Below are 11799 nucleotides of genomic sequence, written 5' to 3'. Positions count from 1 at the left end.
ACCATCATGAAAAAAGAAAATTATCTCTACATCCTTATTTTAATAGGGCTACAGACTTATCTAAAAAATGCATTTGCAGATGAATTTGATACCTCCCTTTTGGTGGGTGAATCTGCAAAAGGAGATATTTCTCGTTTCTATTCTGATGGACAAATTCCAGCGGGCAAACAGCTTGCGGACATCTATGTTAATCAGGTTTGGAAAGGACAGTTTGACATCAATGTTGAAGATAATGGGAAGCAAATCAGCATTGCGCAAAGTGATGTCCCTAAGCTCGGCTTAAAAACCACGCCTAACCAAACAGAGAAGACTGAGGCTAACGCATATGTTCAACTCAATTCACTGGCACCCAACCTACATTACCAATTTAAAATCAGTGATTTGCGACTAAACATTACTGTTCCACAAGTGTCGATTAAACAATCTGAATCTGGTTATGTTGATCCCAGCTTGTGGCAACATGGCGTACCAGCCATTATTTTTGCTTATAATACAAACTATTACAGTTATAAAGAGAAGAAACACGAGAAGAGAAATAATGAAAATTTCTATGCCACCCTCAACTCGGGTGTCAATTTAGGTGCATGGCAATTTCGTGATGAATCAAGCTATCGCTATTCATCCCATGGCTCGCAAAAATGGCGCAATAACACCCGTTATGTATACCGCCCAATCAGCCAGATTAATTCAGGGCTGAAGGCAGGCGATTTTTATACACCAACGGCGCTATTTAATAGCATCCGTATGCGAGGTGTAATGCTCGCAACCGAAATAGGCATGTTGCCGAATTCAAGCCAAAACTTTGTGCCTATTATTCGAGGCGTCGCACAAACCAACGCCTTAGTCACCGTTTATCAAAATGGGTACTTGGTCTATCAAGAAAACGTGCCGCCAGGAGAGTTCGCGTTTAACGATATTCAACCTAGCGCGGGAAGCGGTGATTTATTGGTGGTCATACAAGAGGCTGATGGTCGAAAAGAGTCATTTTCTGTTCCCTACTCCGCCGTGCTAGACATGCTCAAAGAGGGTGTTTCCAACTATAATGTTCTTGCTGGGCAAGCAAAAATCGACAATACCTCATACCAACCTAAATTTATTCAAGGTGAATATCATTACGGCTTGAATAACTTAGTGACGCTCTATTCAGGCGCTCTGCTCAGTGAAAAATATTACTCCGCCGTCATTGGGAGTGGTTGGAACTTTCGCTTTGGTGCTATCTCCGCGGACATCACTCACGCCAAAACTAAATTGGATAGCGGAGATAAGAGTGGTCAAAGCTATCGTTTAACCTACAGTAAATTTATTGATGCCACCTCGACCAGTTTAACTCTCGCAACATACCGCTATTCTACCAGTGGCTACTATAGCTTTGTTGATTCAATTTACTCCCATGATAACTACAAAGCGTGGCAGCGATATCAAGACGAAAATGCCAACCAAATTGGCAATAATAATAGCAATTCCGATCTCTCGCTAAGTAACTTCGATGCCTTACGAGGCTCACGGGCGAAAAATACCTTCACCGTTAACTTGAATCAGCAACTTGGCGACGACTATGGCTCTGTTTTTGTTTCTGGAACCCATCGTGATTACTGGAACACTCACGGCAGTAGCCGAGAATACCAAGTCGGTTATGCCAACAACTACAACGATATCTCCTACAGCGTATCCGTATCACGCATGCGTAACTATGATAATGACGAAGAAACCCGCATTTATATGAATATCAGCGTTCCCATTAGCCTATTTGAAAAACGCGCTAACGTGAGCTTAGGTAGCTATTTTACTGACTCTCACTATGAACAAACAGCCTTGAGTGTCAGTGGCATCGCGGGGAAAAATAACCAAATTAATTACACCGTGACAGGTACGAATCAGTCTGGGGGCAATAATGTCCTCGGTGGAAATATCACCTATAAACACCCTTACACCACATTATCCGGTTCTTATACCGAAGCGAATGATTATCGTCAGGCAGGGTTAGGTGCCCGAGGTACCTTGGTTGCTATCCCTAACCATATCGCCTTATCGGGTGATACCGGAGATACCTACACCATCATTGATGCCCCAATGGCTAATAATATGATGGTCAATGACGATAAAACCACGCTAACCAATCAGCGCGGTGTGGTGCTCGTGACCAACAGCACCCCTTATCGCGCTAACTCTTATACCCTGTCTGATACCGAAAACACGGCTGGCGCTGAAGTGCTCGGAAATATGGCAAACATCAGCCCGTACCAAGGCGCAGTTAACTACATCAAGTTAGAAACAGACACTCGACAAACCTTTATTTTACGTGGTGAAAAAACGGATGGTCATAGCCTGCCATTCGGGACAGAAGTCGTCGATCCACAACAGCAAAGTATTGGATATGTAGGGCAATCTGGCGTGCTGTACCTTAAGAGTGAACAGCTACCTTCAGCCTTGCACATCAAGCTGAAAGGGGAAAAAGAGTGCGTGATCCATCAACCGGTTAACACGATGGATAAAGGTAAAAACCGCTGTCAATAAAGGAACATCCAATGAAAAAAACCACATTGGCACTATTATTTTCAAGTTTACTTGCCGTCAGCCAGTATGCTTCAGCCAATTGTCGACAAGCGACAACCGTCACGGCGACCCCTATTACGTTTGATTTATCAAACGATTTAACTAGCTCATCGACTGTCGTAACCAAAGACTCTCGAACCATATTTTCCGGCACATTTACTTGTACCAATAATGGATTACTCCCTAATGTCGTTGGCATTGCCTCACCATTTCAAGGTCGAAAAGCGACCGTGGGATTTAATGGAGGTAAACAATTAGTCGAAGTGACCGTCACCAAATTAGAAAAAAACAATGTGTCAAACTTGTCCCCCGGTACCCACAATGCCAATGAACTCAATGTAAATTTCACCATGCAATTTACCCTTGTGACCGTCAAACCGAGCACGAACTATATTGAAATTGCAGGAAGCAGCACAACCATTAACCCCGTTGTTTTTGCTTCGGATGCATCCACTTTAGGTCTTGTACAATGGCTTCTTGATGTGGTGGCTAGACTCCTCGCATTTTTACTTGGACTCAATTGGACCACTCAACCTGATGATATCTACTTGCAACCCGTTCAAGTCATCTATAACCCCATTACCACCACGTGTAACTTTGCTAACCAAGGATTAGTGGTCACGCTACCCCCGGTCAGCATCAGTACCGTCAAATCAGCAACACGCGCAGGTTATACGCCCTTTAACCTCAACTTCACTTGCAGTGATTTTCTGGCGGGAGGCAACGCATCAAGGGATATCAATATTTTCTTATCCAGCAGCAGCTTACTCGCAACAGATAAAACCACCATGAATAACACCGCCAATCAAGGTGCCGCAGGTGTAGGTTTTCGATTAGTCACTGCAAGTAATCCCACCACCCCAATTACCCTCTCCGATAGCGTGGCTGCACAAAATACCGCAACGTCTATTTTCACTGTGGCAAAAGGTAGTCCTATTTCCCCATCATTTACCCTCAACATGGGGGCTTACTATTACCCTTATACCCCTGCTATCGTGACGCAAGGCCCTGTATCCAGCACCGCAACGGTGGTCATGTCTTATAATTAGAAGGATGAAAAAATGCGACATATTCAAGGGATTATTTACAGTTTAATGTTGATCTTTCTCAGCTCACAGACGCACGCGAGCTTAATACTCAAAAAAACGCGTTTGATTTACTTAAGCGACCAAAAATCTGCCAATATTCAAACCATTAATGACAGTGAACAAGCAAGCTTAGTACAGAGTTGGGTTGATGAGGGCAATATCCATTCCACCCCTGAAACAACAGAGGCGCCGTTTATTGTGACGCCGCCGGTGACCAAAATCGCCGCTCATGATGGCGCGCAATTACGGATTCGATTTATTGGTGGGAATTTACCACAAGATAGAGAATCTGTTTTTTACCTGAATGTACTTGATATTTCGCCAAAACCTCAAAATAAAGAAGGAATGAATATTATTCAGTTAGCGCTACAAATTCGTATCAAAGTTTTTTATCGACCCGCAGCGCTTGCCAGTGGCGTAGAGTCATTTATCAATAACGTGAGTGCCTTACATTCCGAGAATCAGCTTTCGATTAAAAACCCTACCCCTTATTTTTTGAATATTTCACAGCTCTATTATGAAAATAGCCAAAATACCCCCATCGCGAAAAGCGTTATGATCCCACCGTATTCAACTGAAAAGCTAGAAGGGAGTCATCGGCAAAATGGTAAACTTATTGCGGTGTATATCAATGATCAAGGCAGCTTAGTCACCCATGCTTTAAGCGTAAATTAGATAACCGAACCTATCTGGCTCGGTTATTCATTTTTTAAATATGGATCGTATAAAAACAGTAACGCAGCATAAATTCCGCAATCAGCGCACAAACACAACCCACCACAAGAACATAGTGGCTACGTCCAATCAGAACGCCCTGTCCCTCCCCTTTAATTCGGTAAAATGCCCCCATGCCGATAGCCACAATGGCAATAAACCCAACCACCCAACTGGCTAAACGCAGTGACCAAATCTGTTGATAAGCATTAATTGAATCAATGGGAAAAGTGATGGATTCATTGGTGTAAGCGGTTTCCAGCAAATAGTTTTCGTAAAATGGTTGATAAATCAAACGAACTACTAAGCTCACGCCCACCACCATCAATAATGCGAGCGCCCTATTTTGACCTCGATCTTTCAGTAGAAAGCTAGCCAGTAAATAGTAGCCTGCCGCCCCTAGGGTCAACATCGCCCCATAAAACATCAGGTAGGTATTGTCATTCATCCACACTAACATGGAGGTATAACGGTAAATCGACCCCATCGCATACACATCACACAGTCCCGCGATAATCGCCATCCCCAGTAACCCGTAGGACAGCCGTTTTTTAAACCACATCCACAAAAAAGTGAGGCCCAAGAACGTAAAGTAAGTCGCCGTAAAAACCACTTCACGACTGAGCCAAGAGGAGAAAATGTTTAATAACGAATTGGGTGCATTGAGCGGCACCCCCAAGTGTGTAATGGAGGATAGCAACCCCACACCCGCCAGCACACAAGCGATAAACAAATAGCGCAACAGAAAGCTCGAAGGAATATTTCCACCAAGAGTCGTCGCCAATCTTTTTGCACAAATCCCCAGCATCACGCTTAACCCGATAGAGGCTTGCATCAGCAAGGTAAATATTAATAGTGGCCATTCATTCATTTTTTCGCTCCATGGATCGCTGTATGACGCCCCGCCCCTTGGTGCGGGTGGATCACTAAATTGGGATGAGTAATGGATGAGTCTGGCAGCCCTTTCACATCCGCTTGCGAGCCAAAGCGCTCGCGCAGCTCATCAATAGGGCCAAACTGAATTGCACCGAGTGGGCACGTCGCCACACATACGGGAGTCTGCCCTTGCAGTTGTAAATCAATACAGAAATCGCACTTGGACATTTGCTTGGTTTCAGGATTCATCTGCGGCGCACCATAGGGGCACGACCACGCACAAGTTCCGCAACCCACACATTTATCCGTATCGACCATCACGATGCCATCCCCTTCACGCTTATGCATGGCAGTAGTTGGGCAATTTTTTACGCACATTGGGTCGGCGCAGTGGTTACACGAGATAGACAGGGTGTAGGCGAACACGTTGTTCTCCCAACTGCCGCAGCCATTTTCGGTAAATTCTCCGCCCGTGATTTCATAAACCCGACGAAATTTACGTCCAACTTCGAGATTATTTTTATCTTTGCAGGAAACCTGACACGCTTTGCATCCTGAGCAGCGCGCCGAATCAATATAAAACCCGAGTTGTTTGTCACTCACTGCGGGATAAACGTGGAATTTACTCATGCTTTTGCTACCTCAACCAATAAGGTTTGATGGGCATTACCGTGCGCCATTGCTGTACTGCGTGCAGATGTTAAAACGTTGGCACATCCCCCTTGATCGACACCATTTTCATCTGGCTGCCACCATGCTCCCGCTTGCAATGCCACTACTCCCGGCATAATCCGCGACGTGATTTTGACAGGCACCATCGTGATACCTCGATCGTTATGCACCTTCACGCGATCGTCCTCTGTAATTTGGCGGCGTTTCGCGTCGATCGGGTTGATCCACAACTCTTGGCGCTGCACTTCTTGCAACCATGGGTTCGCAAACTGAGTGGAGTTCGCGCGGTTGCGCCCTTTCCACGTAATCAATTGCAGCGGATATTTCTGTGTTAGAGCATCTTCAGGGCCTTCAATCGCAGGCACATAATGGGAGAGCGCTGGAATATCGCTATCATTGCGGTCATACAGACGTTTCGAGAAAATCTCGATTTTGCCCGATGGGGTTTCAAACGGGTTATTGGCCAAGTCTTTAATGTTTTTCTCAAATGCCACATGCCCTGTATGAGGTTTATGCTTCAGAAGATGGCGACGTTTAACCAGCAATTCATCAAAAGTGGGAATGCCATCTTCAGGGCGTTTTTCATGGGCATCATTCACTAGATGCTCAATCCACTGCTTTTCCGTACGTCCTTCACTGAATTTTTCACCCACACCTAATTTGTTTGCCACATCCCAGAGCCACTCATAATCACTGCGACGTTCAAATTCAGGCTCCGCGACCTTTTCAGACAGAATAATGTAGTTCCCTGTGCCCCATGTCCCGCCAACATTCCAACGTTCTAAAAAGCTGGTTTCAGGCAGTAAAATGTCGGCATATTTGGCGCTTGGGGTCATATACAGATCGCTGTAAACGATAAACTCAACCTTGTTTTCATCCTCCAGCACTTTGGCGGCATGGCGAATATCGGGGTTCTGGTTCGTCATGTAATTTCCCGCAAGGGAAAAAATCATTTTGATTTCGGTATCCAGTTTTTCTGCATTTTTTAAGCCGTTATCTGGCATGACTAGACTGGCATCCTCACAGGCTTGTACCCAGTTGGTGATATTAATTTTCGCTTTAACTGGGTTTTCAAACAGGCTGGGACCCGCCAATGTTTTACGAAGATCAGGCGTCACGGCCATGCCATAACCAGCAGCCCACCCCCCTTTCACACCGACGTTTCCCGTAATAGTTGCCAGCAATGTCGCACCACGCGCAGAGCGCTCCCCACAAATATGACGCTGCGGTCCCCAACCTTGCATTAGGGCTGCGGGTTTGGTTGTGGCATATTCACGGGCAAGCTGGCGAATGGTTTGTGCAGGCACTTTGGTAATGGGTTCCGCCCATTCAGGGGTTTTCACCACGCCATCTTTTTTCCCCATCAAGTAGGAGACTAAGGATTCATGCTCCGGTACTCCATCAGGCATTTGATGCTCATCAAAGCCAACGGTGTAAGTATCGATAAATGTCTGATCATGCAGACCTTCGCTGATGATCACGTACATCATGGCATCCATCATCGCGTTATCGGTGGTCGGTAAAATCGGGATCCACTGATCCGCCAGCGAAGAGGCAGTATCGGAATAGCGCGGATCCACCACAATAAACTTGGTGCCATTTTTCTTCATTTTTTGGAAGTAATGGTTGGTGTGCCCGAAAATAGTCTCATTCGGGTTATGCCCCCATAAAATCACCAATGGGGTCTCTTCCAATGTATCTAATGTACTGCCGCTCGCCGAGGTGCCATAAGTGTAGGGTGTCACTGCCATAGTGTTACCGTTACTGACGGAGTGGTAATTTTCCAGAAATCCTCCCGTCAAATTAAACAGGCGGCGTAGCATATTCGCCCCTGAGAAAATGCCGCCCGTCACCCCAGTACTTAAGCTCACAAAGCGTGATGCAGGGCCATATTGCTGGTTAATTCGCTGCATATTTTCAGCGATAAGCGTGGTGGCTTCTTCCCAGCTAATTCGTTCGAAATGCCCTTCACCACGTTTGCCCACGCGCTTCATTGGGTATTTTAAGCGGTTCGGATGGTAGACAAATTTGCGATAGCTGCGCCCACGCACACAGGCACGCATAATCGGCATCTCTTCATCAAGGTCGCTATCGGGACGTGTGCTGATGCGCGTAACAACCCCCTGTTTAACGTGGGCGCGAATATCACATTTCCCGCCGCAGTCAAAACTGCTGCATGTGGAAACCACTCGCTCACCGTCATTTGGCAAGGTGGTTGTCGGAATAATATTGGGGTTTTCTGGTGTTGAAGCAGCCGTATTCGTGGCAATAAATGGGACAGCCATGAGCGCAGAGCTGCCTTGAATAAACCGACGACGGGTTAATGATTCAATCAGATGTTCACTCTGATCATTATAATTTTTCATGATAACTCTACCTCTGGCATACATTAGGTTGCCGCGATAGCGTAAACATTTCCCACTGAGCCAACTTTTGAAAAACCGCCAAAGGCATTGGAATTTCAGCCAACCGCGTGAAACATGTGGTTATATCAATAAATTTTGCCTATATTCAGAAAATAATTCGTTATGTTTGAATTTCAGCCAATGAACGACGGTAACCAAAATTACGATGAGAAATATTCCACTAAGTACCATTGATAGTGTCGCCCGGAATGTTATCGCACTTGCGACGGACTACTTACCCAACGTGCTATTGGATTCTCATAAGCACCGCCGCGCTCAATTCTTATATGGTGCAACGGGGCTAATTGAGGTGAGCACTGAAGATGGTGAGTGGGTTATTCCCCCCGACAGCGGCGTTTGGATCCCAGAGAATACGGCACATGAAACACGGATGCTGAATGTCAGCACCCGCAGTTTATATATCGAACCTGCGGCAGCGCCCCGCCAAGGCAATCGATGCGAAGTTTTGCGCGTCACGCCTTTACTTCGCCAATTGTTATTAGAAGCGGTTGATGTGCCACTGGAATATGATCTTAACGGACGCGATGGATCATTGATGCAGTTAATCCTCCATGAAGTGGCACGCGCCGAGCCGCTGCCATTCTTTGCCCCTATCCCGCGAGATGAAAGCCTCGCTGCCCTGTGCCGCGAATTTTTAAAATCACCGCAAATTACCTCGCTTCCCCAAGAATGGGCTGCAAAGTTGCACAAAAGCGACCGTTCATTTAGCCGCTTTTTTGGGGCGCAAACGGGTTTGTCATTTTCAGATTGGCGACAACAAGCCTGCTTACTGAGTGCCATTAGCCAGATTTCAGCGGGTAAATCGATCACGGAAGTGGCGTTTGATCTGGGCTATAGCAATGTGGGTTCGTTCTCCACCATGTTTAAAAAATGGCTTGGACAAACCCCATCGAGTTTTATTCAGCGTATTGAGTCCTAACCTTAATCCAAGGTGGCAATCAGCCATGCAGAACCGTGATAGTCACCCGCTTGGGCATTTTCCCCTTGTAGGTGGCTACTGATTTCGAACTCTTTCATACTATGAATTTCGGCTTTGATCTCTTTGCCAGATTGCCCTGTTTCAAGATCCGTAATCAACAGTGAGCTGTAGATCGTATCATTCGCCTCATTTTTCATCGGTAAGCGCTTTTGTGGATCGTCATCTTGTGTGTAATCCAAACGTAAATTCACTTTTGTGGAGGATTGAAAGAGACAATTGTAAGTGACTTGACCACTAGCACGATTGTCATATTGCAGGCTGTTTAATTGCCCATGGCGTAGGTTCAGTATCCCTTTTTCCCCGCTGCTGGTACTGGATGTGCATTTTGCACCGATATTAATTTGCGAAGCCGCCAAGCGTAATGGCACAGAAGATTCGTGAAGCGGCCAACTATCATAAGGGGGGGCCACTTTCGGGTTGGTAAATGCACGCACGTAACCCGCTAATGGCATTTCACTAATAATCAACTGCCCATCGATAATTTGCTCTTTGATATAAAACGTCATGGTGATAGGAAAATGGTTATCAAACCTTGGGACATCAAATGTCGTATCCGCGTCAGACATTGAGCACACACCTGAGCTGCGGTTCGTCCATTCCATCATGTCGGCTTGCACTGTCATCACGAGGTTGGCATTCAACCGATACGCTTTGAGTCCTGCAATTGAAAACCCCGTTTCAGGCACATACATAAATAATCGATGAAACGCATTTGCTGGCAGAATTTGCGTACTCGTACTTCCCCAGCGGCGCCCGACACACTTCACTAACCCAGTCGGTTCCGCAAGGTTACTATCCACCACAAAAGGCTCCCCAACTTGATAGTAATTTTGACCGTCTGACCCCCTATCAGGGTGATCCGCCAGCGTGCTGCTGTTATTCACGCGTATGGTGTAACCCGTATTAGCATCGATAATTTGTGCCGCATAATCCGCATGAGCTATCATCGCCGACAGTATTCCACCGACTAAACAACCTACCCGCACGATGGATTTAATTTTCAACATATTGCTGTTCCCATTAGTGATAAGTGACTGAGATCATCATTGCCGACGTGAATCTTCCCGCAGGTAATTGGCTGAGTGGTCGTGTATTCACCAACTTTGCTTGAAGATTCATACGGTGCTCCGTCGCACTGATAGGTTGTGGCGTGATGGTTTGTAATTGATTGAGTTCTAAAGGAAATGTCAGACCATCTGTAATATCAAAAAAATCGATCCCCAACCCTTTTGCGCTGGTGGATAAAATTTGCCGACCTTGGTACTCCTCTGTTCCATAGCCTTTTGGATTGAGTAGCACCGACAGTGTTTTTCTCCCTGAGCACCCACTGATATACACCGGAAAATCTTTGGTTAACGAAATCTCCAGCGCGCCATTAATTTCAACCACCCCAAAATTAATTTGTAGCGGCGAATCGTTATTTTCACTGCGTACGTGGCAAGCAGGGTCAACCATTGTCGCCACGACATCCACAAGCACATCCCCATAAACCACCGGTGAGACAAATAACAGTAAACCCCACCAATACTTTCTGATTTTATTGATTTGCTTCACTATTTATACTCCACAGAAAACGTCGCCCAACCGGAGAACTGCCCTGTACTGACGTAGCCATTAGGGGGCTTTCGCGCCACTACACCAAAAGATAAAGACTGCTCATCATTCACCACTGCAACGCTGCCTACATCGATCGGCTCATCCCAAGCAATGGGTTTATCTTCACTATCCATAATCCCCAGCACCACGCCGCTATCGCCTTGAGTAATAAGGTAGTTATCCCCATCAATATTCACTAACTGCGTCCCATGCCACGTTACCTTAATAAGTTTTCCTAGCTCTGCACGCCGGCAATGGTCGATTTCAATGGTAAATGGCGTGATAGCGCTGATCTCCCCCTGATTAAGAGACTGCATGCGTAAATCTTCTAATGGGATCTCTTTTTTGACGGATCCGGCACTTACTTTGCAAGAGCGGTGCACTAACTCCCCGCTAAACTCCACATCCAGAAATTGCGCATTACCTTGAGTCGAAAAGCTCCAAAAAAGGGGCGCCATCAGCCACCAAAGCAGGGTTAGCTTACTCATAACTCACCTCCAGTCGCAGTGGGTGTGCTTTATCAATCACAGAAGGGAGCTGAACGGAGTTATTTCCATCAATAAGTCCCACGGGGTAACGCACCGTTTCTTCCCCCGTTAAGGCATCCACCACCCGCAAAAGTGCGGGAGTTTTTGCTCCATTCTTATTTTCACTAAATGCAACCCCAGCACCGCAGTGGGTCAATTTCAACATTTTCCCCACCTCTAAACTGCATGGCGCATTGAATAACGTGGCATTCACCAAAAACCACCCCGCATGGGAAGATTCATAATGGGATTCAGTAGGTGGCACGCTGCCTAAAAATTCCTCGCCTTGCCCCCAAGCACTTACGGTCATTGTGATAATCCCGATAACTAACCGGATAATATTCATCCACGTTCTCCCCCTTTTATGC

At 46.1% G+C, this 11799-nt stretch carries 11 protein-coding genes; 4 read left to right on the top strand and 7 right to left on the bottom strand.

What is annotated here, in order from left to right; genetic code table 11:
• The first annotated feature begins 6 nt into the window (after window positions 1-6).
• Genes PR799_RS13030 through PR799_RS13020 form a run of 3 tightly spaced genes read left to right on the top strand, consistent with a single transcriptional unit; the run spans window position 7 to window position 4316 of the window.
• Window positions 7-2514 carry a fimbria/pilus outer membrane usher protein gene (locus PR799_RS13030; RefSeq protein WP_272522336.1) on the top strand — a complete coding sequence of 836 codons (2508 nt, stop codon included), beginning with the start codon at window positions 7-9 and terminating at the stop codon, window positions 2512-2514.
• 11 nt (window positions 2515-2525) lie between these two features.
• Window positions 2526-3602, top strand: a complete 1077-nt coding sequence (locus tag PR799_RS13025) for a fimbrial protein (protein ID WP_272522334.1) — start codon at window positions 2526-2528, stop codon at window positions 3600-3602.
• 12 nt (window positions 3603-3614) lie between these two features.
• Window positions 3615-4316, top strand: coding sequence for a fimbrial biogenesis chaperone (locus PR799_RS13020; protein ID WP_272522333.1), 702 nt, complete (start codon window positions 3615-3617; stop codon window positions 4314-4316).
• Window positions 4317-4350: 34 nt separating this feature from the next.
• On the opposite strand, the gene PR799_RS13015 is transcribed toward PR799_RS13020, so the two are convergent.
• From PR799_RS13015 to PR799_RS13005, 3 genes are read right to left on the bottom strand one after another with little or no spacing between them, the layout of a single operon-like run.
• Window positions 4351-5226, bottom strand: coding sequence for a dimethyl sulfoxide reductase anchor subunit family protein (locus PR799_RS13015; protein WP_272522332.1), 876 nt, complete (start codon window positions 5224-5226; stop codon window positions 4351-4353).
• Entirely contained in the window at window positions 5223-5861 is a 639-nt protein-coding gene (locus PR799_RS13010) for a DMSO/selenate family reductase complex B subunit (RefSeq protein WP_272522331.1), read from the bottom strand. Before PR799_RS13010 ends, PR799_RS13015 begins: the two co-directional genes overlap by 4 nt.
• Window positions 5858-8269, bottom strand: a complete 2412-nt coding sequence (locus PR799_RS13005) for a DMSO/selenate family reductase complex A subunit (protein WP_272522330.1) — start codon at window positions 8267-8269, stop codon at window positions 5858-5860. The genes PR799_RS13010 and PR799_RS13005 overlap by 4 nt, the downstream gene beginning before the upstream one ends.
• Before the next feature lie 205 nt (window positions 8270-8474).
• Here PR799_RS13005 and PR799_RS13000 point away from each other — a divergent pair, with 205 nt between their 5' ends.
• Window positions 8475-9248: an AraC family transcriptional regulator gene (locus tag PR799_RS13000; protein ID WP_272522328.1), complete on the top strand. Its 774-nt coding sequence runs from the start codon at window positions 8475-8477 to the stop codon at window positions 9246-9248.
• 2 nt (window positions 9249-9250) lie between these two features.
• On the opposite strand, the gene PR799_RS12995 is transcribed toward PR799_RS13000, so the two are convergent.
• From PR799_RS12995 to PR799_RS12980, 4 genes are read right to left on the bottom strand one after another with little or no spacing between them, the layout of a single operon-like run.
• Window positions 9251-10315, bottom strand: coding sequence for an adhesin (locus tag PR799_RS12995; protein ID WP_272522327.1), 1065 nt, complete (start codon window positions 10313-10315; stop codon window positions 9251-9253).
• A gap of 13 nt (window positions 10316-10328) precedes the next feature.
• Window positions 10329-10862, bottom strand: a complete 534-nt coding sequence (locus tag PR799_RS12990; RefSeq protein WP_272522325.1) for a fimbrial protein — start codon at window positions 10860-10862, stop codon at window positions 10329-10331.
• Window positions 10862-11392, bottom strand: coding sequence for a fimbrial protein (locus PR799_RS12985; protein ID WP_272522323.1), 531 nt, complete (start codon window positions 11390-11392; stop codon window positions 10862-10864). The genes PR799_RS12990 and PR799_RS12985 overlap by 1 nt, the downstream gene beginning before the upstream one ends.
• Window positions 11385-11777, bottom strand: a complete 393-nt coding sequence (locus tag PR799_RS12980) for a hypothetical protein (RefSeq protein WP_272522321.1) — start codon at window positions 11775-11777, stop codon at window positions 11385-11387. Before PR799_RS12980 ends, PR799_RS12985 begins: the two co-directional genes overlap by 8 nt.
• Window positions 11778-11799 lie beyond the last annotated feature (22 nt).

It is taken from the genome of Providencia sp. PROV202, from assembly GCF_028479565.1.
Lineage (GTDB): Bacteria > Pseudomonadota > Gammaproteobacteria > Enterobacterales > Enterobacteriaceae > Providencia > Providencia zhijiangensis.
The sequence above is the reverse complement of the archived record's forward strand: the minus strand, read 5'-3'. Positions and strand labels throughout refer to the sequence as shown.

Bases quoted from the DNA above. Each gene is read 5' to 3' on its own strand.
- PR799_RS13000 (WP_272522328.1), top strand. From the start codon at position 8,475: ATGAGAAATATTCCACTAAGTACCATTGATAGTGTCGCCCGGAATGTT.
- PR799_RS13025 (WP_272522334.1), top strand. From the start codon at position 2,526: ATGAAAAAAACCACATTGGCACTATTATTTTCAAGTTTACTTGCCGTC.
- PR799_RS12995 (WP_272522327.1), bottom strand. From the start codon at position 10,315: ATGTTGAAAATTAAATCCATCGTGCGGGTAGGTTGTTTAGTCGGTGGA.
- PR799_RS13020 (WP_272522333.1), top strand. From the start codon at position 3,615: ATGCGACATATTCAAGGGATTATTTACAGTTTAATGTTGATCTTTCTC.
- PR799_RS12980 (WP_272522321.1), bottom strand. From the start codon at position 11,777: ATGAATATTATCCGGTTAGTTATCGGGATTATCACAATGACCGTAAGT.
- PR799_RS12985 (WP_272522323.1), bottom strand. From the start codon at position 11,392: ATGAGTAAGCTAACCCTGCTTTGGTGGCTGATGGCGCCCCTTTTTTGG.
- PR799_RS13030 (WP_272522336.1), top strand. From the start codon at position 7: ATGAAAAAAGAAAATTATCTCTACATCCTTATTTTAATAGGGCTACAG.
- PR799_RS13015 (WP_272522332.1), bottom strand. From the start codon at position 5,226: ATGAATGAATGGCCACTATTAATATTTACCTTGCTGATGCAAGCCTCT.
- PR799_RS13010 (WP_272522331.1), bottom strand. From the start codon at position 5,861: ATGAGTAAATTCCACGTTTATCCCGCAGTGAGTGACAAACAACTCGGG.
- PR799_RS13005 (WP_272522330.1), bottom strand. From the start codon at position 8,269: ATGAAAAATTATAATGATCAGAGTGAACATCTGATTGAATCATTAACC.